Source organism: Micromonospora cathayae, from assembly GCF_028993575.1.
Taxonomy (GTDB): domain Bacteria; phylum Actinomycetota; class Actinomycetes; order Mycobacteriales; family Micromonosporaceae; genus Micromonospora; species Micromonospora cathayae.
In genome coordinates, this window is record NZ_CP118615.1 from 2,061,561 (window position 1) to 2,085,082 (window position 23,522).

Annotated in this window: 24 protein-coding genes; 8 read left to right on the top strand and 16 right to left on the bottom strand. The window is 70.7% G+C overall.

All coding sequences use genetic code 11. The features are described from left to right. Nucleotides 1-124: 124 nt before the first annotated feature. The 5 genes from PVK37_RS09535 to PVK37_RS09555 all read right to left on the bottom strand — a co-directional run bounded on the left by PVK37_RS09535 (nucleotide 125) and on the right by PVK37_RS09555 (nucleotide 4,682). Nucleotides 125-1,930, bottom strand: coding sequence for an ABC transporter ATP-binding protein (locus tag PVK37_RS09535; RefSeq protein ID WP_275033453.1), 1,806 nt, complete (start codon nucleotides 1,928-1,930; stop codon nucleotides 125-127). Beyond that, nucleotides 1,927-2,376 carry a lasso peptide biosynthesis B2 protein gene (locus PVK37_RS09540; protein ID WP_275033455.1) on the bottom strand — a complete coding sequence of 150 codons (450 nt, stop codon included), beginning with the start codon at nucleotides 2,374-2,376 and terminating at the stop codon, nucleotides 1,927-1,929. The genes PVK37_RS09535 and PVK37_RS09540 overlap by 4 nt, the downstream gene beginning before the upstream one ends. Then, the gene (locus tag PVK37_RS09545) at nucleotides 2,373-2,633 is read right to left on the bottom strand and encodes a PqqD family peptide modification chaperone (RefSeq protein ID WP_275033456.1); all 261 of its coding nucleotides are present in this window, start codon (nucleotides 2,631-2,633) and stop codon (nucleotides 2,373-2,375) included. The genes PVK37_RS09540 and PVK37_RS09545 overlap by 4 nt, the downstream gene beginning before the upstream one ends. A 21-nt stretch (nucleotides 2,634-2,654) precedes the next feature. After that, the gene (locus PVK37_RS09550) at nucleotides 2,655-4,448 is read right to left on the bottom strand and encodes an asparagine synthase-related protein (RefSeq protein ID WP_275033458.1); all 1,794 of its coding nucleotides are present in this window, start codon (nucleotides 4,446-4,448) and stop codon (nucleotides 2,655-2,657) included. 108 nt (nucleotides 4,449-4,556) lie between these two features. Next, the gene (locus tag PVK37_RS09555; protein ID WP_275033459.1) at nucleotides 4,557-4,682 is read right to left on the bottom strand and encodes a lasso RiPP family leader peptide-containing protein; all 126 of its coding nucleotides are present in this window, start codon (nucleotides 4,680-4,682) and stop codon (nucleotides 4,557-4,559) included. A gap of 507 nt (nucleotides 4,683-5,189) precedes the next feature. Between PVK37_RS09555 and PVK37_RS09560 the strand changes: the two genes are divergently transcribed. The 5 genes from PVK37_RS09560 to PVK37_RS09580 are packed head-to-tail and all read left to right on the top strand — an operon-like array spanning nucleotide 5,190 to nucleotide 9,193. Then, complete coding sequence (locus PVK37_RS09560; RefSeq protein WP_275035054.1) at nucleotides 5,190-6,227, top strand: sensor histidine kinase; 1,038 nt, start codon at nucleotides 5,190-5,192, stop codon at nucleotides 6,225-6,227. 2 nt (nucleotides 6,228-6,229) lie between these two features. Beyond that, the gene (locus PVK37_RS09565) at nucleotides 6,230-6,883 is read left to right on the top strand and encodes a response regulator (protein WP_275033460.1); all 654 of its coding nucleotides are present in this window, start codon (nucleotides 6,230-6,232) and stop codon (nucleotides 6,881-6,883) included. A 59-nt stretch (nucleotides 6,884-6,942) separates the two neighbouring features. Further along, nucleotides 6,943-7,704, top strand: a complete 762-nt coding sequence (locus tag PVK37_RS09570; RefSeq protein ID WP_275033461.1) for an ABC transporter ATP-binding protein — start codon at nucleotides 6,943-6,945, stop codon at nucleotides 7,702-7,704. Between the two features lie 5 nt (nucleotides 7,705-7,709). Then, nucleotides 7,710-8,501 carry a hypothetical protein gene (locus PVK37_RS09575; RefSeq protein ID WP_275033462.1) on the top strand — a complete coding sequence of 264 codons (792 nt, stop codon included), beginning with the start codon at nucleotides 7,710-7,712 and terminating at the stop codon, nucleotides 8,499-8,501. Further along, nucleotides 8,498-9,193: a hypothetical protein gene (locus tag PVK37_RS09580; RefSeq protein WP_275033463.1), complete on the top strand. Its 696-nt coding sequence runs from the start codon at nucleotides 8,498-8,500 to the stop codon at nucleotides 9,191-9,193. Before PVK37_RS09575 ends, PVK37_RS09580 begins: the two co-directional genes overlap by 4 nt. A 55-nt stretch (nucleotides 9,194-9,248) precedes the next feature. On the opposite strand, the gene PVK37_RS09585 is transcribed toward PVK37_RS09580, so the two are convergent. The 5 genes from PVK37_RS09585 to PVK37_RS09605 all read right to left on the bottom strand — a co-directional run bounded on the left by PVK37_RS09585 (nucleotide 9,249) and on the right by PVK37_RS09605 (nucleotide 13,569). Next, nucleotides 9,249-9,953 (bottom strand): hypothetical protein, encoded by a 705-nt coding sequence (locus PVK37_RS09585; RefSeq protein ID WP_275033464.1) that lies wholly within the window; start codon nucleotides 9,951-9,953, stop codon nucleotides 9,249-9,251. A gap of 479 nt (nucleotides 9,954-10,432) precedes the next feature. After that, entirely contained in the window at nucleotides 10,433-10,930 is a 498-nt protein-coding gene (locus PVK37_RS09590) for a DinB family protein (RefSeq protein WP_275033465.1), read from the bottom strand. Between the two features lie 74 nt (nucleotides 10,931-11,004). Then, nucleotides 11,005-11,880: an alpha/beta fold hydrolase gene (locus tag PVK37_RS09595; RefSeq protein ID WP_275033466.1), complete on the bottom strand. Its 876-nt coding sequence runs from the start codon at nucleotides 11,878-11,880 to the stop codon at nucleotides 11,005-11,007. A 93-nt stretch (nucleotides 11,881-11,973) separates the two neighbouring features. Beyond that, on the bottom strand, nucleotides 11,974-12,147 hold the full coding sequence (locus tag PVK37_RS09600; RefSeq protein WP_275033467.1) for a hypothetical protein: 174 nt from the start codon (nucleotides 12,145-12,147) through the stop codon (nucleotides 11,974-11,976). A gap of 393 nt (nucleotides 12,148-12,540) precedes the next feature. Next, nucleotides 12,541-13,569: a DUF1996 domain-containing protein gene (locus PVK37_RS09605; protein WP_275033468.1), complete on the bottom strand. Its 1,029-nt coding sequence runs from the start codon at nucleotides 13,567-13,569 to the stop codon at nucleotides 12,541-12,543. A gap of 252 nt (nucleotides 13,570-13,821) precedes the next feature. Between PVK37_RS09605 and PVK37_RS09610 the strand changes: the two genes are divergently transcribed. Next, nucleotides 13,822-14,382: a carboxymuconolactone decarboxylase family protein gene (locus tag PVK37_RS09610; protein ID WP_275033469.1), complete on the top strand. Its 561-nt coding sequence runs from the start codon at nucleotides 13,822-13,824 to the stop codon at nucleotides 14,380-14,382. 96 nt (nucleotides 14,383-14,478) lie between these two features. Here the strand turns inward: PVK37_RS09610 and PVK37_RS09615 are convergent, their stop codons facing one another. Together PVK37_RS09615 and PVK37_RS31840 are read right to left on the bottom strand one after the other, a co-directional pair. Next, nucleotides 14,479-15,078 (bottom strand): ClpP family protease, encoded by a 600-nt coding sequence (locus tag PVK37_RS09615; protein WP_275033470.1) that lies wholly within the window; start codon nucleotides 15,076-15,078, stop codon nucleotides 14,479-14,481. Between the two features lie 155 nt (nucleotides 15,079-15,233). Next, the gene (locus PVK37_RS31840; protein WP_275033471.1) at nucleotides 15,234-15,965 is read right to left on the bottom strand and encodes a helix-turn-helix domain-containing protein; all 732 of its coding nucleotides are present in this window, start codon (nucleotides 15,963-15,965) and stop codon (nucleotides 15,234-15,236) included. 242 nt (nucleotides 15,966-16,207) lie between these two features. On the opposite strand from PVK37_RS31840, the gene PVK37_RS09625 reads away from it, so the two are divergent. Continuing rightward, a complete protein-coding gene (locus PVK37_RS09625) occupies nucleotides 16,208-17,221 on the top strand; it encodes a potassium channel family protein (protein WP_275033472.1) in 1,014 nt (337 codons plus the stop codon). A 162-nt stretch (nucleotides 17,222-17,383) separates the two neighbouring features. Here PVK37_RS09625 and PVK37_RS09630 read toward each other — a convergent pair whose 3' ends face one another. From PVK37_RS09630 to PVK37_RS09640, 3 genes are all read right to left on the bottom strand, one after another. Continuing rightward, nucleotides 17,384-18,418 (bottom strand): 2-oxoacid:ferredoxin oxidoreductase subunit beta, encoded by a 1,035-nt coding sequence (locus PVK37_RS09630; RefSeq protein ID WP_275033473.1) that lies wholly within the window; start codon nucleotides 18,416-18,418, stop codon nucleotides 17,384-17,386. Beyond that, on the bottom strand, nucleotides 18,411-20,258 hold the full coding sequence (locus PVK37_RS09635; protein ID WP_275033474.1) for a 2-oxoacid:acceptor oxidoreductase subunit alpha: 1,848 nt from the start codon (nucleotides 20,256-20,258) through the stop codon (nucleotides 18,411-18,413). Before PVK37_RS09635 ends, PVK37_RS09630 begins: the two co-directional genes overlap by 8 nt. 291 nt (nucleotides 20,259-20,549) lie before the next feature. Next, the gene (locus tag PVK37_RS09640) at nucleotides 20,550-21,974 is read right to left on the bottom strand and encodes a hypothetical protein (protein WP_275033475.1); all 1,425 of its coding nucleotides are present in this window, start codon (nucleotides 21,972-21,974) and stop codon (nucleotides 20,550-20,552) included. A gap of 127 nt (nucleotides 21,975-22,101) precedes the next feature. Between PVK37_RS09640 and ndhC the strand changes: the two genes are divergently transcribed. After that, nucleotides 22,102-22,479, top strand: a complete 378-nt coding sequence (gene ndhC / locus PVK37_RS09645) for an NADH-quinone oxidoreductase subunit A (RefSeq protein ID WP_275033477.1) — start codon at nucleotides 22,102-22,104, stop codon at nucleotides 22,477-22,479. 91 nt (nucleotides 22,480-22,570) lie between these two features. Here the strand turns inward: ndhC and folP are convergent, their stop codons facing one another. After that, nucleotides 22,571-23,440: a dihydropteroate synthase gene (folP, locus tag PVK37_RS09650; protein ID WP_275035057.1), complete on the bottom strand. Its 870-nt coding sequence runs from the start codon at nucleotides 23,438-23,440 to the stop codon at nucleotides 22,571-22,573. Between the last annotated feature and the right edge of the window lie 82 nt (nucleotides 23,441-23,522).

Here is a 23,522-nt window from a genome sequence, read left to right on the forward strand (position 1 = left end):
CGGCTTCGGGCAGGTCCCGGTTCGTCGGGTCCGGCCCGAGCCAGCCAGCCAGCATGGGCCCTGCCGCGCCTGCCGACGCGGTTCCAACGGGCAAACCGGACCCGGTCCGAGCAGGTACGGCTGCTCAGTCGAGCAGTTGGTGATGGGCGAGTTCACGGTAGAGCGGGCAGCTGTCGAGCAGTTCCCGATGGGTGCCCTGGGCGACCACCCGGCCCTGGTCCATGACAACGATGAGGTCGGCTGCGACGACCGTGGACAGCCGGTGGGCGATCACGATGGCCGTCTGCCGGCCGTCCGTCGCTTTGACGACGTCCTGCACGACACGTTCGTTGGTGCTATCCAGATTGGAGGTCACCTCGTCGAGCAGCAGGACGGGAGAGCCGGCAAGGAAGGCCCGAGCAATGGCCAACCGCTGTCGCTCGCCGCCGCTCAGCAGCGCCCCCACCTCACCGACCTCAGCGTCGAGGAAGTCGTCGGCGGATCCGTCCGCCGGCAGGAGGTTGACCCGGCGCAGCGCGTCCAGGCATCTGTCGTCGGCGGCGTCGTGGGCACCGAGCAGCAGATTCTCGCGGATAGTGCCGGACAGCGCTGGAGCGTCCTGCTCGACGTAGGCGATGCGGCTGCGCAGGTGGTCGCGCGGAAGTTTGCGGACATCATGGCCGTGGTGCAGGATCGTGCCGCCGGACGGGTCGTAGAAGCGTTCGAGCAGGGCGAACAACGTCGACTTGCCGGCGCCGGACGGGCCCACGATCGCGGTGGTACGGCCGGTGGGGAAGTCCAGCGTGATCTTGTCCAGCGCGAGGCCTGGCGCGCGGTCGCTGCCGGTCGTGCGTCCCTGGTAACGGAAGGAGACCTCGCGCAGCGCGAACACCGGCGCCCCGGGCAGTGGCTCGCGTACGGCGGCGGCCGGGGCGTCCTGCTCGGGCTCCAGGGCCTCGATCGCCTTGATCCGGGTGAGGGCACCGAATGCCTCGCCGAGCATCGACAGCACCCCGCCGAACATGGTGATGGGCGCCGCCATCAGCAGCAGGTACATGAGGAACGCACTAAGGTCGCCGACCGTCAGCGCGCCCGAGGCGACGCGCAGGGCACCGGCCGCGACCACCGCGATGAGCAGTAGCTGGACCGCCATGCCGGTGAAGGTCTGGATCACGGCGCGCAGCCGGGCCACCTGCAGCCCGGCGTCGAGCGCGGTCGCGGCGTACCGGACCGCGGTGTGCGCCTCCCGGCCCGTGGACACGGTCGAGCGAATCGTCCGCATCGCACCGAGGGCTCTCGACATCACGCTGGCCAGGTTGCCGACGGCGTTCTGCAGGCGCAGACCGGACGGGCGGGTACGGCTGCCGATCAGCACGAGCACCCCGATGACGGTGATGACGGCCAGCACGGCGAGACCGAGCAGGACCGGATCGATCAGCGCCATCATCACCAGCGAAATGATCACCGCCACCACGCTGACGGCCAGTTCGACCAGCCCGGAGCTCAGGATCGCCCGGGTGTGGGACACGTCGGTGGTGATCCGGGAGACCAGGTCACCGCGATCGCGCCGCTCAAGGACGGCGATCGGCAGGCGGTAGATGTGCCGGATCAGCCGCTCACGGGTGTCGAAGGCGAGCTTCTCTGCCGAGCGCTGGAGCACCAACTGCTGGAGGCCCTGCAGGACCGCGCTGGCGACCAGCAACGCGAACAGCGCCACGACCGAGTCTCTCGGGATGCCGCCGCGTAGCGAATCCACGGTGGAGGCGACCAGTAGCGGCTGCGCCGCCGCGACGCCGGTCGCGGCCACTCCCAGCACGAGGGCCACTGCAATGTTCATTCGGTACGGACGTAGCAGCGCGAATGCATCCGGGAAACCTGCCACCCGGGTGTCCGGAGCTGGCGTCTCGCGCGTCTCGGATGTGATCAGGGCGGGGGCGGTGAGGGTGCTCACGAAGACCTCTTCTCGGCGACCGGTGAGGCGCGGTGTCGGGGCACCACCTCAAGAACGGTGAGGAAGTGCCCGACGGCGGCGGGCTCGCCGATCGGGGTGTCACCGATCGCGACCCAGGCGTGGGCCGCGAACGGTGCCGGGCGGAAGCCGGTTCGCCACACGGGCGCCGCACCGAACATGCGGGACAGCAGCACCACCGCGATGGAACGCTGCAGGCAGCCGTTGCCGGCGCAGCGAGTGCTGACCCGGTTGACCGCGTCGCGCCACTCCAGCACCTCGGCGGGGGTGGGCGTACGGGTGCCGCGGACCACCTGCGTCAGGATCCGGCAGATGGCTGCCGGTGGCAGCAGGGACAGCAGCAGGGCGGTGCCCGCGGCGACACGGGCGCGGACCGGAGTTCCCCGGCGGGACGCGGTGACGGACTGGGGCATGATCGGTGCGCTCACAGGTCGCCCTCGATCAGTTTCGCCTCGCGCAATTCGTACACGAGGGCCAGGTGATCGGAGCGCACCGTGCCCTCGTCGGTACCCGTCTCCGCGGCGATACCTCGGATGAGGTCATCGAAGGGACGCCCTCGGCCCAGTTCCTCGATCAAAGTGAGGGCGGGCAGGTTGAGGTGCCAGTACACGCCACGGCGGGTGTCGAGCAGGACCCTGCCATCCTCGACTTCCACGATGGCCAGCCCAGCCTTGAGTTGGACCATGTCGTACCTCTCTTCGTGAGGTCAGCCCGCCGAGCGCAACCAGCGCTCGGCGAGGGCGATGTTGGCGAGGTCGGTGTAGGTGTCGCCGGTGCTGCTGTACGCGTCCAGGTGGCGCAGTACCACCGCCGGGTCGACCAGCCCGAGGTCGGCCAGGGCGGATCCGTCGGCGAACAGTTCGCGCACCATCGGTTTCATCGCCTGGTGCTGGGCGAAGACCTCAGCGGTGTAGTCGCCCTTGTCAGCTCGGGTGAAGTAGTCCAAGACCATGGCAGCGGGCCGGGCCGCAGCCAGCAGGGGCTTGGCGGGGTACTGCCGCGTGCGGTCGCCGACACCCAGCGCCAGGCTGGTCTCCACCACGCGCCGATCCAGGTACGGGCTGTCGAAGCACAGGCCCGTGCGGGCGGCCTGGTTCATCCTGCGCACGGCGGTGCCATGGAAGGTCAGGTACTGCAGGATCTGGTGGGTGGTGCGATCAGGAGACAGCGGGGCGGTGTCGGCCGTGACCGCGGCGGCGGCCAGCGCACGCAGGTGCCCGTGGGCGATGTCCGTCAGCGCTGGGTGCACCTTCGGCAGGGGCACCCAGCGGGAGTAGCCGGCGACGTTGTCGTCGCGGCTGGCGAAGTCGTGGTCGGCGATCCGCTCGAGATCCTGCCGGTACGTGCCGCGGTGGGCCAGCATCCGGACGGTCGAGCGGAGCGGGTAGCGGTTGAGGCTCCGGTACTGCCAGATGCGTCGCAGACGCCCACGGTCGCGGGAGCGGAACAGCGACCAGAGCATGCTGGAGACGGGTCCGAACAGGGCGTCGCCGCCGTGGCCGTTGAGATGCAGAGTGGTGCCGGTCGCGCGGAGCAGCCCCTCGGTCATGGGCGTCGACGCGAGGGAGGTGTCGGCGACGCCGGGTCCCTCGGGGTTGGTGATCACCGTCGAGGTGAGCGGATCCAGGAGGTACGGGAACAGCGCACTGTACGGTGCGACCAGGTGGTCGGTGCCCAACTCCGCCGCTGCCCGCCCGGCCCAGACGTGGTCGACGTTGGCCACGTTGTCCGAGGCGAGGAACAGGGTGCGCGGCTTGCGGCCCAGGTCTGCCAGTGCGAAGACGAGGGTGGTGGAGTCCAGACCTCCGGACAGGTCCGCGCTGATGGTGCGGTGCGGTGCGGTCCGGACGCGCAGGGCGTCGGCCAGGTCGGTGCGCAGGCGGCCGGCGAGGGCACCCACGGACTCGTCGGCTGCGGGCGGCCGCCACCAGGTGACCGGTACTGGTGGACGTGCGCCGCGGAAGTCGATCCACTGCCCGGGGCCGGCGCAGTGCAGGCCCTGCCAGATGCTGTGCAGCGCGAAGGGATGTGACAGCTCAGCGTCGGTGAGGCGGCTCGCAAGCACCGCCGGGTCGGGCCGCAGAACGGCCAGTTCCTTGAGAGCGAACTGTTCGTCGGAGAGCACCGGGACACCGTCGATGGTGGTCCAGCACAGTGATCGCGTGAGCAGCAACGGCCCCTGGCAGCGCAGGCGGCCACGCTCGCGGGCGAACAGCAGCACGTCACCTTCGGTGGCCCGGGCAGCCAGGACGTCGAGCCCGGTGACGGTGGTGGTGGGTGCCAACAGCCGGGCAAGGTCATCGTTCCCGAGGTCGGTGGTAGTGCCGAGCAGGACGACATCGATGTCGCGGGTGCGTGCGTGCAGCATCGTCCGGCCGGCGGCGGAGCCGACTATCCAGGGGTTGCCCGACGGGTGGTGAAACAGCACCGGACCGGCTGCGGCGACCTTGTGCCGTAGCGGGGCCGGGAGGGGTACGTCGGGAAGGACGAGCACTGGCATGGTGCGCTCCGAGGGGTCGATCCGCGGTGGGTCGGAACCGTGGGCGGGCACGGAGCGGCAGCGGCCGCTCCGTACCCTGGCCTGAACGGGATGCTCAGCTGGCGCCGGTCAGGGGTGGATGACGATCAGGGCCCGGTAGCCGAAGATGTCGCGCTCGTCCGCACTGCCGAGGCTCTTGGTCACGGCCTCGAACGAACCGATGCGGGTCAGGGAGGGAGCAGTGTACGTGCGCATTCGTTTCTCCTGTCTCAGCGTGGTGCGGACGCCGGTCGGTGGCCCGCTTACAACAGTTAAGGCGACTGACGGCCGGTCGGTAATCTGGGCCGTTCGAGAGAGGGATTCCTTGTCTCCCTTCGCCGGCAGTGATATATGTGTGCGCATAGGAACCGGAAATCGAGTCGGCTGCGCCGCATCTCTTTGAGATCAATTAAGGAGTTTGATAATGGCGAATTGGCATCGCATGTTGCGGATCGCCCGGCGGGTGGCTCCGGCGATGTGGGCCCGACCTGAACCAGCCCGTGCGTAGCGTGTTGGTGCTGAGGCGTCGGTCGTAGGCGTTCCTGCGTGACAGCGGGCGGCGGGAGAGGACGACGCGGGCGAGTCCACGCGCTGAACGCTGGATCCCATCCGCTCGTCTGCGCTTTTGCAGGTCGGCCGGCGTGCGCCGGGGCAGGAGCGATGCGCCCGGCCGCCAACGTGCACCGGCCTGGAGCGGGCGGGCGCTGGCAGGATGAGAGGGTGATGGTGCAGCGCAGGAACATCCTCGCCGCGCTCCTGGTGCTCGGCGTCCTCTGGCTGCCGCCGATCCTCACAGCCGGCGGTTCCGGCCTGGCCGGTGTCGGGATCGTGCTGGCCGGACTGACCGGCGTGGCGCTCGTGCTGCAGCACCGGGTACCGGTTGCGGCGACAGCGGTGGTCGCGGGCGCGACGCTGGTGGGGACGGTCGCCGGGGTGTGCCAGGATCCGATGCTGGCAACGGCGTGGTGCCTGTATCCCGTGGCTCTTGCCCGCGGCCCGTACGTCCGGCCCTTGGTGATCACATTGGTCGGCGTGCTGGCCGGACTGACCGCGGTGACGGGCGTGTCATCCGGGCTTGGAACGCGGGTGGTCGTGGCCGCGGCCGCGTTGTGTCTGTCGTGGCTTGTCGGTACCGCCGTGGGCCGTCAGGTTGCGGCGGCACGGGAGGCGGAGCGGATGCGATTGCAGTTGGACATGGCCCGCGAGCTGCACGACGTCGTAGGGCACGCGCTCGGGGTGATCGCCGCCGAGTCGGGCGTGACCCGAGGGCTGCCGGGCACCTCCGAGGCCGAGCTACGCGAGGTTCTGACCGACGTCGAGTCGCACGCGCGGGAAGCCTTGGAGGAGATGCAGAGGTTCGTGCGCACCCTTCGCGGTTCCAGTCCCGGGCTGAGCGCGCTGCCCGCGATCGTCGCGACCACCCGCGCTGCCGGCGTCGACGTGCAGTCCCGCTTCGAGCCCATCGGCCCGGTAGGGGCTGAGGTCGCCACGGCGGTGGTACGCATCGCGCAGGAGGCGCTGAGCAACCTGGTACGGCACGCTCCGGCCGCGCGGTGCACGGTCGAGATGCGGGAGCACGCTGGGATGATCGCCTTGCGGGTGTGCAACAGCGGTACGCCCCGACGGGGCAGCGCCGGGACAGGCTACGGCCTGACCGGCATGCGTGAACGCGCCGAGGCCGTGGGCGGCACGGTGAGCTGGCGCGACACGGTGGAGGGTGGCTTCGAGGTCGAGGCCCTGATCCCAGTGCGAAGGAGCTGACGATGGCGATCTCCGTCCTGCTCGCCGACGACGACGCGGACTTCCGTGGCATCTACCGCAAGCTGTTCGACCGCACCGAGGGCTTTCGGACCGCAGGGGAGGCCGCCGACGGCGCGGAAGCCGCCCGCCTGTGCGCCGCGTTGAAACCGGACGTGGCACTGCTCGACGTGCAGATGCCCGGGACCGACGGGCTGGAGGCGGCGCGACGGATCCTGCCGGCCGGCACCACCCGGGTGATCATGTTGACCACCTTCGACCTCGACGAGTACGTGCACGAGGCGCTGAGCCTGGGGGCCTCGGGATTCCTGCTCAAGAATGCCTCGCCACCGGAGGTGCTGAACGCGGTGCTGACGGTGCACGCGGGCCATGCGATGCTTGCGCCCGAGGTCACGACGCGTCTGCTTCACGCCTTCGCGCCGCGCCGTCCGCAGCGTCGGCACGAGTTCGCCGGGCATGTGCTCTCCGAACGGGAGGTGCAGGTTATCCGGTACGTCGCCCAGGGCTACTCGAACCAGCGGATCGCCGACGAGCTGTTCCTCAGTCCGGAGACGATTCGCACGTACCTGCGCCGTACGTTCGCCAAGCTGAACGTGCGGGACCGCACCCAGTTGGCCGTGTTGGCCTACGAGGCGGGCCTCCTGCACGAGCAGCGTTGACCCCGGTTGTCTACTTCTGGGGGACGCGCGGTCAGCCCTCCGGCCGCGAGGCTGGGCAGGTGATCGAGGTAGCTCATCTGACCAAGCGCTACGGGGCGAAGGTTGCCGTGGACGACATCAGCTTCGTCGTGGGACCGGGACGGGTGACCGGGTTCCTGGGGCCCAACGGCGCCGGCAAGTCGACCACCCTGCGAATCCTGCTGGGGTTGGATCGGGCCGACGCCGGCACCGCCCTGATCGGCGGTAAGCGATACCGGGACCTGCGTCACCCGCTGCGCACGGTGGGCGCGCTCTTGGACGGGGCCGGGCCGGTGCCGGAGCGGCGCGCGGTCGACCATCTCACCTGGATCGCCCAGTCGAACCGGATCCCGCGTGGGCGGGTACGCGAAGTACTTGAGGTCGTCGGGTTGGGCGATGTCGCCAAGCAGCAGGTCAAGAAGTACTCGCTGGGCATGAGCCGACGGCTCGGGCTGGCCGCGGCGTTGCTCGGGGATCCAGAGGTACTGGTGCTCGACGAGCCGGTCAACGGACTGGACCCGGACGGAATTCGCTGGGTGCGGACATTCCTGCGCGACTACGCCGCCCGAGGACGTACCGTCCTGCTGTCCAGTCACCTGATGACCGAGATGGCCGACACCGCCGACGAGGTGGTCGTGATCAACCAGGGGCGCATCGCCGCAGACGGCCCGCTCGGTGTGATCACCGCAGGGCACGCGTCGCTGGAAGCTGCCTTCTTCGCACTGACCGGTGAACCCCCGCCGTCACCGGGTCACTCTTCCGCTTGGCCGCGGAGCCGCGACGCGCAGGGCTCGGGACGATGATCGACATGCTCGCCGTGACCCGCGCGGAGCTCACCAAGATTCTCACGCTGCGCAGCACGTGGCTCGTCACCGGGATCATCATCGCCCTGCACCTGCTGATCTCCGCGGCGAACCTGAGGCTCAACAGCGAGGCGGTCCGGAACATCACCCCGGACGGGGTGATCGAGCTGTTCCCCGGGGAACCCCGACCGGCGCACGTGGCGCTCGTCGGTTTCCTGGTCGCGGCCTCGTTCCAGATGTGCCTGTTCCTGCCCGTACAGGCGGGGGTGCTGGCCGGGCAGGAGTTCAGGGCACATCAGCTCGGCCAGTCGGTGCTGGCGGTGCCGCGCCGGGGCGTGCTGGTCACCGCGAAGACCATGGCTGTCGCCCTGTACCTGTCGCTGGTGTCCCTGGTGATCGCGAGCATCAGCACCGCCTTCATGTACGCGGCTGTCAAGGACTGGTCCCCCGGCATGGTGACCAGCGGCGACGCCCTGCTGGGCCAGGGACGGTTCCTGGTTTTCGCGGTGTTGTCAGCGCTGGTCGGGTACGCCCTGACGCTCATCGCCCGCAGCACACTGATCGGCATCGGCGCGACCGTGGCGCTCATCGCGGTGACCATGACGCAGCTGACGGCTGTCTTCGTGCCCGCCGTAGACGCGTTGTTCCCGTTCAGCGCCGGGCGCAACCTTCTGCTTGATCCCCGGGACAACCGGCTCACCGCCGGTCCCGCGCACGCCCTGGTGGTCACGGTGCTGTGGCCGGTGGTCACCACGGCCGTTGCCGCAGTGCTGCTCAACCGCAGGGACGCCCGGTGACCGCGCTGCTCACCGCAGAGCTGACGAAGATCCGCTCGCTGCCGGCCGTCTGGATCGCGTGGGCACTCACCGTGGTCTCGAACACGGTGCTCGGCGTCGCCGCCGCTACCGACGTGGTACGGGTCGCCTCTGCGGCTGGCGAGGTGACCGTCGGTCAGCTCGGCACTCTGATGCTCGCGCCGGTGTACGTGTTCATCGCGATCGCGGTTCTCGCCGCCGGCACCGAGTACCGCGGCGGTCAGCTGCGGGTCAGCCTGACCGCCGTACCGGACCGCAGCCGATGGTTCGGCGCGAAACTGGCCGTGAGCGCGGCGGTCGCCCTAGCGGCTGCGGTCCCCGCCGTACTGCCTGGCCTGCTTGTCCGGCACGGCAGCGCAGCCGAGTTCGGCGCCCTGCTGACCGGCTATCTGCTACTGAGCCTGGTCGGTTTCGGCTTCGCGTTCCTGGCCCGCGCGTTCGTCACCCCACTGGTCGTTCTGGCCGTCCTGCCGATCCTCGTGTCCACCACGGTCGGTGGCCTCGTCCCGAAGGCGACCCGAATTCTGCCGCACGAGGCGACGCTCAGCCTGCTCGGTCAGCCCGCCGATCCGGCAACGGCGCTGGGTCGTGGCACCGGGCTGCTGGTGCTTCTCGGTTGGGCTGCGCTGTTCGTGGGGGGCAGCTGGGTCCTGGTCGTCCGACGCGACACCTGACCGGCGCGAATCACGGCAACTCCCGGGCAGGACGATCGACGGCACGATCCTTGCGTCAACGCGGGTCGCCGAACAGCGGATCAGACCCATGTAGCAGGTGTGAGCGCAACACCACGGTCACGAGGGTGTCGCGACTCGCGCCCTTGGGCAGCCGCAACTTCTCACTGACGTATCTGATGTGGGCGTCCACGGCCCGCGCGCTGATCGTGTGGTGTCGGGGACGCAGCTTCTCTGCGATCTCCATCGACGTCGGGAGTCTCGTGTCGAGCCTCCCGCCGCGCCTGGCGCGGCACAACTCCTGCAACACCGAGTAGTACGTGGCATCCCGGTCGAGCAGCGGCCGCTGCGAGGCAGCCGTCCGGCAGGCATTGGGCCGCCGCCCGCCCGAGTAGCGCGGTTCGTAGCCGAAAATGGCGATCTTCGGCCCGCCAGGGCTGGCGGTCAGCTCGATCTGCGCCAGCTCGAACGGTACGGGCACGTTGCAGCGCCCAGGTTCCACGATGATGTACTGGTACCAGTCCTCCATGTCCACGAGGACCATGGGCGCGTCCTTGGACAAATTGCTGAGCCGGCAGAACTCCCCGTCCACGACGATCTGGCCCGTCACGGCGGGCAGGCCGGTGCCCCGGATCTGCAGGTCCAGCTCGCACCGGCCACACTGGCACACCCCGAACGTGGCCGCCTGGCCGTCGCCGATGTGCATCTGCTCGCCCGGCTCGCCAACCGTGCCGGGCACCTGCAAAGTAATCATCTTGGTCATTGTTCCCCCGTTTGTGCTCCGGCCTGGCGTCCGTGCCTCCTCCGGCTTAGTCGACCATTACGAACGGACGTTGCTTAAACCAGTACGGCGCGACCTGCGAGCTTCCAGCAGGCGTGATCCAGGGCAGCCAGCGCGGTCCAGGGTGGCCAGGCAGTGGTCTGTACGTACGTTCACCAACGTAGGACACGAACCTGTTGCTGACAACGTCATGTACGGGTTGACTGGGGCCGACAATGCGCGCGTGAGCAGGTTGAACAGTCGGACCGCGTTTCCCATGTCGCATTTCTGATAGCCCTGCATGCAATTTGGATCAGAATCAGGAAGAGACATCTGGTGAGATTGCGGCGCGTGGGGCGGCCGAGATCTTTCTGTGATCGGCGGGTCCCGGCTTTACCCTGTCGACTCATGCGCGACAGAGTCCGTGGACCGGTCTGTGCCGACATCAGGGCGTTGATCGGGTGGGAGAGGATGTCCGTGCCCTACTCGTTGACGAGCTGCTCCCGGAGGATGTCCGCGTGCCCACAGTGCTGGGCGAGCTCGCGCAGTACGTGGAGATACACCCACCGCAGCGGGAGCGGGCCCCGTCGGTTCCCGTGGAGGATGTCGTCCAGGCCCAGGGTCGAGGTCGCCTGGCGTGACGCTTCGCAGGCAGCTCGATGGGCCTGCTGGACGGAGGCGATCGTGTCGTCGTCATCGAGGATGAACGAATCCTCCGACGCGGCGGGGAGGCCGAGTTCGGTACGCGGCCGACAGGTGACGGCTTCGTCGAACCAGACCTTCTCGACGAAGGTCGCGTGCTTCACCAGACCCAGCAGCGTGGTCCGGGAGGCCACCAGCGATCGGCGTGCCTGTTCCTCGGTCAGCCCGTTCAGGCAGTCGTTGAGCGCGTTGCGGTGTTCGTCGAGGAACGCCTCGAACTGGGCCTGGGCGGGCTGTGCGACGACCTGGTCGGCGAAGGTGGGCGGGTAGGAAGGCATGAGCGCAGCATCCCAGACCGCCGCCCCGCAGTGTGACCAGCTGAGCCGTCGCCGACTGTCTGAGGCAGGGAAATCTAGCGGGACGGGATCGTCCGGTAGAAGTCGGCCAGGGCGGTAGCGAGCTCCTCGGGTGCCTCCTCGGCCATGTGGTGGCCGGAGTCGATGCCGTGGCCGCGTACGTCGTCGGCCCAGTCCCGCCAGATGAGGAGCGGGTCGCCGTACAGGTCCTGGAGGTCGTCGCCGAGCGACCAGAGTGCCAGGGTGGGGCAGCGCAGCCGGTTGCCGCTGGCCCGGTCCTCCTCCTCGTGCCGCCGGTCGATGGTCAGGCCGGCCCGGTAGTCCTCCAGCATGGCCCGGACGACCTCGGGTTTTCTGATGGCCGTGAGCCATTCCTGATGGTTCTCGACGCCCATGGTCCCGGGGTCACCGTGGTACCACCGTGCCGGGTCGGCGTTGATGACCCGTTCCGGAACGTCCGGTTGGGCGAAGAAGAACCAGTGGTACCAGCGGGTGGCGAACTCGGCGGTGATGCGGGACAGGTGCTCGCTGATCGGTATGCAGTCCAGCAGCGCCACCCCGGTCACCAGGTCGGGGTGGTCGAGGGTGAGGCGTAGGGCGACGTAGCTGCCCCGGTCGTGGCCGGCGAGGAAGAACCGGTTGTACCCCAGTTCGCCCATCACCGTCACCAGGTCGTCGGCCATGGCCCGCTTGGAGTGCGCGGCATGGTCCGGGCCGGGGTCGTCCGGCCCTCGCGATCGGCCGTATCCGCGTAGGTCCGGGCAGACGACGCTGAAGCCCCGGGCGACCAGGAGGGGAGCTACCCGGTGCCAGGTCGCCGACGTCCTGGGGTGCCCGTGCAGGAGCAGCACCGGCGGGCCGTCGCCGCCGTGCCGGAGGACGATGGATGCGTCACCGGTGTCGATGGTCCGTTCGCGGAACCCGTTGAACATTCCCACACCTGTCCCGGTGTCCCCGTGGAGCGGGTTCAAACCGGGGGTGGCCCCGCGCCCTGCTCGGCGGCCCGGGCACGGGGCCTGGTGTGGTCAGCGGGCCAGGATGCCCACCACCGTCCCGATGCACGCGACGATCGCGGCGATGATGGGGCTGAGCGCCTTGATGTACGCCAGGATGATCCGGTGCCGTCCCGTCTGGTCGGCCACGGCCTCCTGCTCGTCGTCCGGCGTCTCGAAGTCTGTCCCGTTAGGGGCTACAGTCAACATGACTCCTTCCGTTGCGTGCGGTCGAGTCGAATGCGGCGTCCGGTGCCAGCCGGGCGCCGCCTCTTTTGGGCGGCGCTGAGCCGTTCGACCGTTAGAGCATCCTCCTGGCGGGGACGTAGCACAAGGGTTGGCTTTTCACTGTCGGCTAGCTGACAGTCGGATGCATCGTACTAAGAAAATTTCGGTGCCAGGCCTTGCGTTGTGCGAGTTGCCGTGCAACTTCGCGGCGCTAGGTGACCATGGCGCATCCCTGGGTGACGGGTGGTCGGCGGGCGGGTCCAGCCGGGTCCGGGCCGGTCCAGAGGCGGGTCCGGGCGGGTCCGGGCAGCGTGTCGCCAGGCCACGGTCCGGGTGTGGCCTGGCGGCGGGTCCCTCCGGGAGAGGTACGGGTTACTGCTGGATCGGGTTCCCGTCGTTGCCGCAGATGTAGCCGGCCACGATGCACCCGTCCACCCGTCGCTTCAGTTCCGCCTCGTTCCAGGCGTTGAAGAAGTCGCCGTGGAAGGTGTAGCCGGGCGCGTTGGTCACGTTGACCCCGTTCCGGGTGCCGCCCAGGCTGAGCCCGCCACCGGTGACCGGGTAGGTGATGAGCAACTCCAGCCGGGGCACCGGCACCGGGTGGCTGGCCGGGCAGTACCCGCCCACGCCGCCGATGCCGAACGCCATGTGGCTCTTGTGGTCGGGGCTGTCCAGGTTCTTCCCGTCCCAGCAGGTCGGGAAGTCGAGGTAGGTCTCCAGCTTCGAGCCGGCCGGGCAGCTCAGGAAGTCCGGGCTGGACTGCGGGTACCCCCGGCAGGACCAGCGGGCGGCCGGGTTCTGGTCGGGGCTGGTGGCGAGCGCGTTGCCGACCACGATCTTCAGCCCCCGGGGGTGGGGCTTGACGTTCAGCCGGTCGGTGAGTCCCTGGTAGTAGACCGTGACGTGTTCCGGCGCCTTCGCCACGCCGTTCTGGTACAGCGTCGGCACCCAGTACGCGGAGAGGTCCGCACTCGGGTTGCAGGTGGTGGTGCCGTTGTCCAGCGATTGCAGGGTGGAGTAGGCGTCGGTCGTCCGGTTGCCGAAGAACTCGTGCATGTGCGAGGCGCCGGCCTGCCCCCACCGGACGATGGGGTCGTCGAGCGCGCGTCCCTTGCTGGTGCAGTCGGCGCGGAACTCCGAGCCGCGCACCGGTGCGGCGGCCCGGAGTTCCCGGGCGGCGGCCTCCTGTTCCGGGCTCAGCACGTACGCGTGATCGGCGTGGTCGCCGCCGGCGCCGGCGGCCCGGGTGTCGGCGGTGGCCGCGCGGGCGTCGACGGTGCCCTGTTCGGCCAGGGAGCCGACCGCGAGCAGGGTGGCCAGGGCCAGGGTCAGCGCGCCGAGCCGGCGCAGGTGCGGACGGCGGGTGGGATCGGCGCTGCCGCGCCACGGGGTGAGCCGCATTGTTCCTCCTTGCCCCGGCACGCCGGGGGGCCGACCCGGTCGGGTGGGCCGTTGCGGGGACGGAATCGTGAGAGCGCTCTCCCTGTCCTTCCTAGCCCGCGACAACGATGTGTGTCAATGGCGGCGATTTCGGGGACCGGAGCGGCGGCGGACGTCCCCACGAATCCGCGCAAGAGAGCAATCCAGAAGAAGAATCCATGCCGGCCGCGTGACACGGTGCACGGGATTCCACCCGACAGGAGGGGCGTCGCCATGGCACACATCGACCTCGGAGTCGACGAGAAGATCTTCCCCGGCATCTCGGGCCCGATGCGGTACCGCCCGGAGACGGCCAAGCCCCTCAACGAGCTGGCCGAGGTGCTGCTGCGGGCCCCGCACTCGCTCACCGCGGGCGAGCGGGAGCTGATCGCGGCATACGTCTCGGGGCTGAACGAGTGCCGGTTCTGCTGCTCCTCGCACTCCGCCTTCGCCGCCGCCCAACTCGACGAGGGGATGACCCTGGTCGACCAGGTCCGTGCCGACCTGGACAGCGCGCCGGTGTCGGAGAAGCTCCGGGCCCTGCTGCGGATCGCCGGGGCCGTCCAGCAGAGCGGCCGGAAGGTGACCACCGACATGGTGGAGGCGGCCCGCGCCGAGGGTGCGACCGACCTGGAGATCCACGACACGGTACTGATCGCTGCCGCGTTCTGCATGTTCAACCGGTACGTCGACGGCCTCGGCACGTTCGCCCCGGACGCCCCGGAGGCGTACGCGCAGGTAGCCGAGCGGATCATCACCCACGGCTACGGCAGCTCGGTGACGACCGGAAGCTGATCGGCCCGTCCCCGGGTCCGGCTGCACCGGCAGACCGCGCTGTCCGCTCCGGCGTCCCACCCGACCGCCCCGTGCCGGTCGGGTGGGACGGAACGGTCACGGGGCCGGCAGCTCGGCGGCGTGCGTCAACACCCGGTCGATCAGCCCGTACTCCCGGGCCTGCTCGGCCGTGAACCAGCGGTCGCGGTCGGAGTCACGCTCGATCTCCGCCACGGTGTGCCCGCTGTGCCGGGCGATCAACTCCTGCATGGTGCGTTTGACGTGCAACATGTTCTCCGCCTGGATGGTGATGTCGGCGGCGGTGCCGCCCATCCCGCCCGACGGCTGGTGCATCATGATCCGCGAGTGCGGGAGCGCGTACCGCTTGCCCGCCGCCCCGGCACAGAGCAGGAACTGCCCCATCGACCCCGCGAAGCCGAGGGCCAGCGTCGCCACGTCGTTCCGGACGTACCGCATGGTGTCGTAGACGGCCATGCCCGCGCTCACCGAACCACCCGGCGAGTTGATGTAGAGGAAGATGTCCCGCTCGCTGTCCTCGGCGGCGAGAAGCAGGATCTGCGCGCAGATCTGGTTGGCGGAGGCGTCGGTGACCTCGGTGCCGAGGAAGACGATCCGTTCCCGCAGCAGTCGGTCGAAGACCTGGTCACCGAAGGACGGTTGGCCGCTGTCCAGCATGTGTACCCCGTACCCGATCATGATCTTGCCCTCCCGCGCCGCACACGCCGGCGGACGGTGCTCACCGCCCGGTGGACCGGCTCGTCCAGCGTGCGCGCGACCGGGGTCGGGGGACGACCGTTTCTGCCGCCGGCGAATCTGCCGACGGCAGAACGCGCGTCAGCGCACCGGCCGGCTCACCGGACGGTGGACAGGGCACCGCCGACGGCGAGCCCGACCCGGTGACCCCCACCGAGGGCCAGCCCGACGTGGTGGCCGCCACCGAGGACGAACCCGACGCGGTGCTCGCCGTCGAGCCGGCCGCTCCGGTCGGCGGTGAGCATGACCTGGTGACGGTCGACGGACCGCTGCCCGTGGCAGCGCCCCGCCCGGCCGGTCAGGCCGCGCCGCAGCGCCCGGTGGGTCAGGGTGGGCCGCACCGCCCGGTCGATGGGGTCGTGCCAGCCGGGCCGGAGGGTCCGGCCACCCCGGACGGACCGGTTGGCCGCGCCCGGGTACGGACGGCGGACGGCCAGGTGGGCGGTCGGGATCCGGTTGGTCGGGGAGGTGCCCCTGGCCGGCGCGGGCCGGACGGCGGCCGGTGTGGGCCGGGCCCCGGAGACCATCGGGCGGGGGCCGCTGGGCAGGGCCCGCCGACCGGCCGCGACCCGGGGCTGCGGGACCGGGGTACGGGGCTCCAGCCGGCGCAGGTCGTCGCGGGCCTCTTCGAGCAGGTCGGACAGGCGGATGCCGAGTGCCCGGCAGATCGCCGCCAGCACCTCCGAGGACGCCTCCTTGCGGCCCCGCTCGACCTCGGACAGGTAGGGCACGGAAACCCCGGCCGCGGCGGCGACCTCGCGCAGCGTACGACCCTGACGGATCCGCAGCCGGCGCAGCACCCCGCCGATCACTCGTCGCAGCAACGACATGCGGCCTCCTCGGGTGGTGCGGTTGGCGACCCTGCCCATTCTGCCGCTTTCCGCCGCTGTGGGCGGCCCCACGCCACGACCTCGACGGGGACCGCGCCGTGCGGGCCGGCAGGGACGTCGGTCCGGCCCGGCCGTCCGCATCCACCCCGGCGCGGGCACCTGGCCACCTGCGCGGCCGACCTGCCTGGTAACCGCTATGTTGTGCACGTGCAGGCGGCAGCGGAGGCGGGACAGGAGCGGCAGTGATCCATTTTCCCGCGCAGCGGCGGGGCCCGCTCAGCGCGCTGAGCCTGCGGCTGGCCGCCGCGGTCGCCCTGGTCTGTTCCGTGGTCGGCGTGGTCTACCTGGACCGTGCGGGCTACCGGGACGTCAACGAGGACGGGCTGACCCTGCTCGACTGTTTCTACTACGCGGTGGTGTCGCTCTCCACCACCGGGTACGGCGACATCACGCCCGCCTCCGAGTCGGCTCGACTGATCAACGTCATCTTCATCACGCCGGCCCGGGTGCTCTTCCTGATCATCCTGGTCGGTACCACCCTGGAAGTGCTGACCGAGCAGTACCGGACCGGCCGTCGGCTGAACCGGTGGGGGAGAACCGTGAAGGACCACGTCATCATCTGCGGCTACGGCACCAAGGGCCGCAGCGCGATCTCCGCCCTGCTGGAGAACGGCCTGGACAAGTCCAGGATCGTCGTGGTGGAGCGCAGCGGCGCGGCGATCCGGCAGGCCACCTCGGCCGGGCTGGTCGCGATCGAGGGGTCGGCGACCCGCTCGGCGGTGCTCAACGAGGCACACGTCCGGTCCGCCAAGGCGGTGATCATCGCGACCGACAGCGACGACGCGTCGGTGCTGGTGGCGCTGACCGTCCGGCAGCTCACCGCCGGGCAGGTCCGGATCATCGCGGCGGTCCGGGAGGCCGAGAACGCGCCACTGCTGAAGCAGAGCGGCGCGCACCACGTGATCGTCTCCTCGGCCACCGCCGGCCGGCTGCTCGGTCTCTCCACCTCCGCCCCGCCGCTGATCGACGTGGTGGAGGACCTGCTCACCCCGGGGCAGGGGATGGCGTTGGCGATGCGCTCGGCGGAACGCGCCGAGGTGGGCCGGTCCCCCCGGGAGTTGGACGCGCTGGTCATCGCACTGGTCCGGCGGGGCAAGGTGGTCACCCTCACCGACCAGGCCGGCGCGGTGATCGAGACCGGCGACATGCTGGTGTACGTCCGGGACGACCGGCCGCAGGCCGCAGCCGTCCCCTGACGGTACGGGCGGTGGTCGGCCCGGGTGGGCCGGCGGTGGCCGCGGCGGGCTCCTCGCGGCAACGGTCGGGCGGCGGCCGTCCGCCGGGACGGGACGAGACGTGCGGACGACAGGAAGGGGCGGCCCCCGGGTGCCGGGACCGCCCCTTCCTCGACCCAGGGCCTAGTTGATCGTCCAGGTGTCGCCGCTGCCCAGCAGGCTGGCGAGCTGCTCCTCGGGCGTCTCGGTGACCGCCGCCTTCGCCTCGGCGACCTGCTGCTGCACCACGCTGTCGTAGGTGGGGCGGGTGACCGAGCGGAACACGCCGATCGGGGTGTTCCGCAGGTCCAGCCCGGGCAGCCGGCTCAGCGCGAACGCGTACGCCGGGTCGGTGACCGTGGCGTCGTGCACCACGATGTCCCCGGCCGGGGTGCCGGCCGTCTCCCGGACCTCCAGGCCGAAGCCGCCCGGCGGGTGCACCACGCAGAACTGGCCGTCCCGGCCGAACGTGATCGGCTGCCCGTGCTCCAGCCGGATCAGGAAGTCGTCCCGGGTGTCGGCTTCCTTGAGCTGGTCGAACGCGCCGTCGTTGAAGATGTTGCAGTTCTGGTAGATCTCCACGAACGCCGAACCCTCGTGCTCGGCGGCGGCCCGCAGCACCGACTGGAGGTGCTTGCGGTCGGAGTCGATGGTGCGGCCGACGAAGGTCGCCTCCGCGCCCAGCGCCAGCGAGAGCGGGTTGAACGGCGCGTCCGCCGAACCGGCCGGCGTCGACTTGGTGATCTTGCCGACCTCGGAGGTGGGCGAGTACTGGCCCTTGGTCAGCCCGTAGATCTTGTTGTTGAACAGCAGGATCTTCAGGTTGACGTTGCGACGCAGCGCGTGGATCAGGTGGTTGCCGCCGATGGAGAGGGCGTCACCGTCACCGGTGACCACCCACACCGACAGGTCCGGCCGGCTCACCGACAGGCCGGTGGCGATCGCCGGGGCCCGCCCGTGGATCGAGTGCAGACCGTACGTGTTCATGTAGTAAGGGAACCGCGAGGAGCAGCCGATCCCGGAGACGAAGACGATGTTCTCCCGGGGGATGTTCAGCTCCGGCATGAACTGCTGCACGGCGGCCAGGATGGCGTAGTCACCGCAGCCGGGGCACCAGCGCACCTCCTGGTCGGACTTGAAGTCCCGGGTGGTGAGCTTGAGGGCGACGGGCTCAGACATTCTTCAGGACCTCTTCCAGCATCGTCTCCAGCTCCGAAGCGGTGAACGGCAGGCCACGGACCTGGTTGTACGCGATCGCGTCGACCAGGTAACGGCCCCGGATCACCTGGGCGAGCTGCCCGAGGTTCATCTCGGGGATGACCACCCGGTCGTAGGAGCGGAGCACCTCGCCGAGGTTCGCCGGCATCGGCGCCAGGTGCCGCAGGTGCGCCTGGGCGATCGACAGGCCGCGCTGACGTACCCGCCGGCAGGCCGCGCCGATCGGCCCGTACGTGGAGCCCCAGCCGAGCACCAGCACCCGGGCGTCACCGTTCGGGTCCTCGACCTCCAGGTCGGGCACCGGGATCGCCTCGATGCGGGCGGCCCTGGTCCGCACCATGAAGTCGTGGTTCGTCGGGTCGTACGAGATGTCACCGGTCTTGTCGGCCTTCTCCAGGCCGCCGATCCGGTGCTCCAGCCCCGGCGTGCCCGGCACCGCCCACGGCCGGGCCAGGGTCTCCGGGTCGCGCAGGTACGGCAGGAAGCTCTTGCCGTCCTCGCCGTTCGGCTCGGTGGCGAACGCGACCCGCAGGTCCGGCAGGGACGCCACGTCGGGCAGCAGCCACGGCTCGGAGCCGTTGGCGACGTAGTTGTCCGACAGCAGCAGCACCGGGGTGCGGTAGGTCAGCGCGATCCGGGCCGCCTCGATCGCCGCGTGGAAGCAGTCCGCCGGGGACTTCGGGGCGATCACCGCGACCGGGGCCTCGCCGTGCCGGCCGTACAGGGCCATGTTCAGGTCGGCCTGCTCGGTCTTGGTGGGCATGCCGGTGGACGGCCCGGCCCGCTGCACGTCCACGATGACCAGCGGCAGCTCCAGCGCCACCGCGAGGGAGATGGTCTCGCTCTTGAGCGCCACGCCCGGCCCGCTGGTGGTGGTGATGCCGAGCGCCCCGCCGTACGACGCGCCGAGCGCCGCGCCGACCGCGGCGATCTCGTCCTCGGCCTGCATGGTGACCACACCGAAGCGCTTGTGCTTGCTCAGCTCGTGCAGGATGTCCGAGGCCGGGGTGATCGGGTACGCCCCGAGGAAGACCGGCAGCCCGGAGCGCACCCCGGCGGCGACCAGCCCCAGCGACAGCGCGGCGTTGCCGGTGATGTTCCGGTACGTGCCGGGCTGCATCCGGGCCGGCTTGACCTCGTACCGCACCGAGAAGGAGTCGGTGGTCTCGCCGAAGTTCCAGCCGGCCTTGAAGGCGGCGATGTTGGCGGCGACCAGCTCGGGACGCTTGGCGAACTTCCGCTCCAGGAACCGCAGGGTCGACTCGTACGGGCGGGAGTACATCCAGGAGAGCAGGCCGAGGGCGAACATGTTCTTGGCCCGCTCGGCGTCCTTCTTGGACACCTCCAGCTGGGCCAGCGCGCCGACCGTCATGGAGGTCAACGCGACCGGGTGCACCGTCCAGCCGGAGAGGCTGTCGTCCTCCAGCGGGTTGGCCTGGTAGCCGACCTTGGTGAGGTTCCGCTTGGTGAACTCGTCGGTGTTGACGATGATGTCCGCGCCGCGGGGCAGGTCGTTCAGGTTGGCCTTCAGGGCCGCCGGGTTCATCGCGACCAGGACGTTCGGCGCGTCCCCCGGGGTGAGGATGTCGTAGTCGGCGAAGTGGACCTGGAAACTGGAGACGCCCGGCAGGGTGCCTGCGGGGGCGCGGATCTCGGCCGGGAAGTTCGGCAACGTGGAGATGTCGTTGCCGAGCTGCGCCGTCTCCGAGGTGAACCGGTCGCCGGTGAGTTGCATGCCGTCGCCGGAGTCCCCGGCGAACCGGATGACCACCCGGTCGAGTTGGCGGATCTGCTTGGTCACGCCTGCACCTCGCTTCGCGTGGCCCGGTCGCACGGGCGGCCGAACCTGCTGCTGACCTCGCGTTGCCCGGCCACCTGACCTCCTTGGACGCACTGCTGGGGCGGACCCGGTGCTGACCACCCTGGCCCGCTCGCGCACAACATCTGAGAGCGTACGTCGGACCGGGGGCATCGTCGGATGCCAGGTCCGCGAAATGGGACCGGACCCCGCGCTGGAATATACGGATATGGGGCATTCTACGGTGCTGTGGTAACCGAAATCACCGGCGAGATTGCGCAATCCCGATGACGGTCACTCGGAGGGGGTCGGGGTGCCGGTCGGGCCACCCCGCGGGTCCGCCAGCCGCCGCCGCAACGACGTGGTCGCCAACGTCAGGGCCAGCACCACCAGGAGCCCGGAGGCGACGATGAGGGCGATCGCCGTCTGCTGGGCCGAGCTCAGCCCATCGGCCCGGTCCGCGCGGTTGGTCGTACCGCCGAGGACGCCCTGCGACCCGGTCGGCTGGGGCGTCCCGGCCACCGGCGTGGCCAGCGACGCGACGGCGGTGATCCGGAAGCTCATCTGCACCCGCCGGCTCTGGCCGCTGCGCGGGTCGAGCTGCCCGGCCACCGCGCCGGCCAGTGGCGCCTGCCGCTGCGCGTCCGCCGTCGCGACCACCGGCAGCCGCAGCAGCGCCGTCCGGCCCGCCGGGACCGGGCCCAACTGGCACCGGGTACGCCCGGCGGGCGAGTCGGCGCACCCGGCCGGCGGGTTCGGCGCGCTCAAGCCGTCCGGCAGGGTCACCTCGACCAGCCCGTCCGCGTCCACCGTGCCCGTGTTGCCCAGCCGGACCTCCAGCGTGCTGGGTCCGCCACTGATGTCGAAGGCCACCTCACCGGCCTCCAGCGCGATGCCGGGCACCGGTGGGCCGGGCGGGAAGAGCACCGCGAAACCCTCGTCGTCGCGCGCCGAGCCGGCCTCCCCCGGGGCGGTGGCGGTCACCGACACGGTGCCGTCGAGCGGCATCTGCCGCCAGGCCGTGCCGGCGACCCGTACCCGGATCAGGGTGCTGAACCGCGCGCCCGGTGCGGTCGTCCACGCGCCGCAGCGGTAGCTGCCACCGCCGGTCGCCGCGCAGCCCGGCGTGCCGGCGTCGGTCACCCCGGACGGCAGCGTGTACGTGAGGCTGAGCTGCTCGGCCACCTCGCCGGTGTTGGTCACCGTGACCTGGAGGGTGGCCGCGCTGCTGGGCGCGTTCCAGTACGCCTCGGTCAGCCGGACGTCCCCGGTGGTGACCCGGACCCCGAGCCGCGTGCCGCCCGGCGGCGGGACGCTGGCGGTCACCGTCGGACGCGGGGGCTGACTCGGCACGGTGGGCCGGGGCCCGGCGGTCGACGGGGCGGCGGTGGTCGGTGCGGCCGAGGTGATGATTACGGTGGGTGATGGTTCGGGTGCGTCCGTGGTGGGGGGTGGGGGTGTCTCCACCGGTGGCTCCACCGTCGGCGGGGCGACCGTCGGTGGCGGGTCGGTCGGGGTGGGCGGATCCGTCGGCGGCTGCTCTCCACCGCCCCCCGGCTGGGTGACGGGTGCCTGCTCGGCCACGGGGACGGCGGCGGTCGCCAGACCCGGGGCCAGGGTGGCCGCCGTGGCCGTCCCGACGGCCAGCGAGGCCGCCAGGAGACGTGCGACCCATCGGTCACGGAGTCGCCCGCCGGGTGGCGGGACGTGGTGAGTCATCTCTCCTCCGGTGACAGTGGGTGAGGATTCATTATTCGGTAACAGTTGCTCGGTGGCACTAGTCCCGTCAGGAAACAGTTCCGTAACGTGTTCGGGGCGGGGGTGCCTGCCGGTACGCTGACCTCCCATGAGCGGATACCTGGGCTCGTACGCGACGCTCGGGCTGTTGCTCGGCGCGAGTGTCCTCTTCTTCGTGGTGGCGTTCTCGGCCAACCGGGTGTTACGTCCCGCCCGACCGGCCGATCCGGCCGGCAAGCGCGCCAGCTACGAGTGCGGCCTCGATCCGGTGGGCGGCGACTGGGCGCAGATGCAGATCCGCTACTACGTCTACGCCTACCTGTACGTGCTCTTCGCCGTGGAGGCGGTCTTCCTCTTCCCCTGGGCCGTGGTCTTCGACCGCCCCGGCTTCGGGCTGCTCACCGTCGCCGAGATGGGGATCTTCGTGGCCGTGCTGGCGCTCGGCATCCTCTACGCCTGGCGGAAGAACATCCTGCGCTGGACCTGACCGGCCGCCCACGCCCGCAGACCTGACCGGGAAACGGGACGGGGCCACCCGGACCGGCCATCCGGTGCGCCCAACCAGGCCGGTGCGACGGTCAGGCCAGGCCGCGACGGGTCAGGGTGGGCGGCCGGTCGCCCCGGATCGAGGCCACCATGTCCAGCACCCGGCGGGTCTGCCGGACCTGGTGGGCCCGGAACACCCGCGCGCCCAGCCAGGCCGACACGGCGGTGGCGGCGAGCGTCCCCTCCAGCCGCTCGGCCACCGGCAGGTCGAGCGTCTCGCCGATGAAGTCCTTGTTCGACAGGGCCACCAGCAGCGGCCAACCGGTGCCGGCCAGCTCGCCGAGCCGTCGGGTGATCTCCAACGAGTGCCGGGTGTTCTTGCCGAAGTCGTGCGCCGGGTCGATGAGCACACCGTCGGTGCGTACCCCGAGCGCCACCGCCCGCTCGGCGAGCCCGGTCACGGTGGTGCGCACGTCGGCGACCACGTCGTCGAAGGCGGCCCGGTGCGGCCGGGTACGCGGGGCCAGCCCGCCGGCGTGCGAACAGACCAGCCCGGCGCCGGTCTCGGCGGCCACCCGGGCCAGCGCCGGATCCGCCCCGGACCAGGTGTCGTTGAGCAGGTCCGCCCCGGCGGCCACCGCCTCCACGGCCACCTCGGCCCGCCAGGTGTCGATCGAGATCACCACCTCCGGGAAGGCGGCCCGGACCGCGGCGATGGTGTCGACGGTACGACGGATCTCCTCGGCGACGTCGACCTCGTCCCCGGGGCCGGCCTTCACCCCGCCGATGTCGATGATCTCCGCGCCCTCGTCCACCGCCTGCTCCACCGCTCGCAGCGCGCTGTCGGCGGCGTAGGTGGCCCCCCGGTCGAAGAACGAGTCCGGGGTGCGGTTGACGATCGCCATCACCACCAGCTCGCCCGGGGCGAACGTACGTCCACCGAGTCGCAGCGCCCCGGCCATGCCCGCCTCCTGAAGGTCCACCCGTCACCAGCCTCCCGACGCTAGCCGGTCCGCCCTGGCGGCCGCCGGTCGGATCGACGGT

Coding starts and splice junctions, on each gene's coding strand:
- PVK37_RS09595 (WP_275033466.1), bottom strand. CDS start 11,880: ATGTTCAACGGGTTCCGCGAACGGACCATCGACACCGGTGACGCATCC.
- PVK37_RS09555 (WP_275033459.1), bottom strand. CDS start 4,682: ATGCGCACGTACACTGCTCCCTCCCTGACCCGCATCGGTTCGTTCGAG.
- PVK37_RS09615 (WP_275033470.1), bottom strand. CDS start 15,078: ATGATCGGGTACGGGGTACACATGCTGGACAGCGGCCAACCGTCCTTC.
- ndhC (WP_275033477.1), top strand. CDS start 22,102: ATGAGCGGATACCTGGGCTCGTACGCGACGCTCGGGCTGTTGCTCGGC.
- PVK37_RS09590 (WP_275033465.1), bottom strand. CDS start 10,930: ATGCCTTCCTACCCGCCCACCTTCGCCGACCAGGTCGTCGCACAGCCC.
- PVK37_RS09560 (WP_275035054.1), top strand. CDS start 5,190: ATGGTGCAGCGCAGGAACATCCTCGCCGCGCTCCTGGTGCTCGGCGTC.
- PVK37_RS09575 (WP_275033462.1), top strand. CDS start 7,710: ATGCTCGCCGTGACCCGCGCGGAGCTCACCAAGATTCTCACGCTGCGC.
- PVK37_RS09585 (WP_275033464.1), bottom strand. CDS start 9,953: ATGACCAAGATGATTACTTTGCAGGTGCCCGGCACGGTTGGCGAGCCG.
- PVK37_RS09610 (WP_275033469.1), top strand. CDS start 13,822: ATGGCACACATCGACCTCGGAGTCGACGAGAAGATCTTCCCCGGCATC.
- PVK37_RS09545 (WP_275033456.1), bottom strand. CDS start 2,633: ATGGTCCAACTCAAGGCTGGGCTGGCCATCGTGGAAGTCGAGGATGGC.
- folP (WP_275035057.1), bottom strand. CDS start 23,440: ATGGCCGGGGCGCTGCGACTCGGTGGACGTACGTTCGCCCCGGGCGAG.
- PVK37_RS09640 (WP_275033475.1), bottom strand. CDS start 21,974: ATGACTCACCACGTCCCGCCACCCGGCGGGCGACTCCGTGACCGATGG.
- PVK37_RS09605 (WP_275033468.1), bottom strand. CDS start 13,569: ATGCGGCTCACCCCGTGGCGCGGCAGCGCCGATCCCACCCGCCGTCCG.
- PVK37_RS09550 (WP_275033458.1), bottom strand. CDS start 4,448: ATGCCAGTGCTCGTCCTTCCCGACGTACCCCTCCCGGCCCCGCTACGG.
- PVK37_RS31840 (WP_275033471.1), bottom strand. CDS start 15,965: ATGTCGTTGCTGCGACGAGTGATCGGCGGGGTGCTGCGCCGGCTGCGG.
- PVK37_RS09630 (WP_275033473.1), bottom strand. CDS start 18,418: ATGTCTGAGCCCGTCGCCCTCAAGCTCACCACCCGGGACTTCAAGTCC.
- PVK37_RS09565 (WP_275033460.1), top strand. CDS start 6,230: ATGGCGATCTCCGTCCTGCTCGCCGACGACGACGCGGACTTCCGTGGC.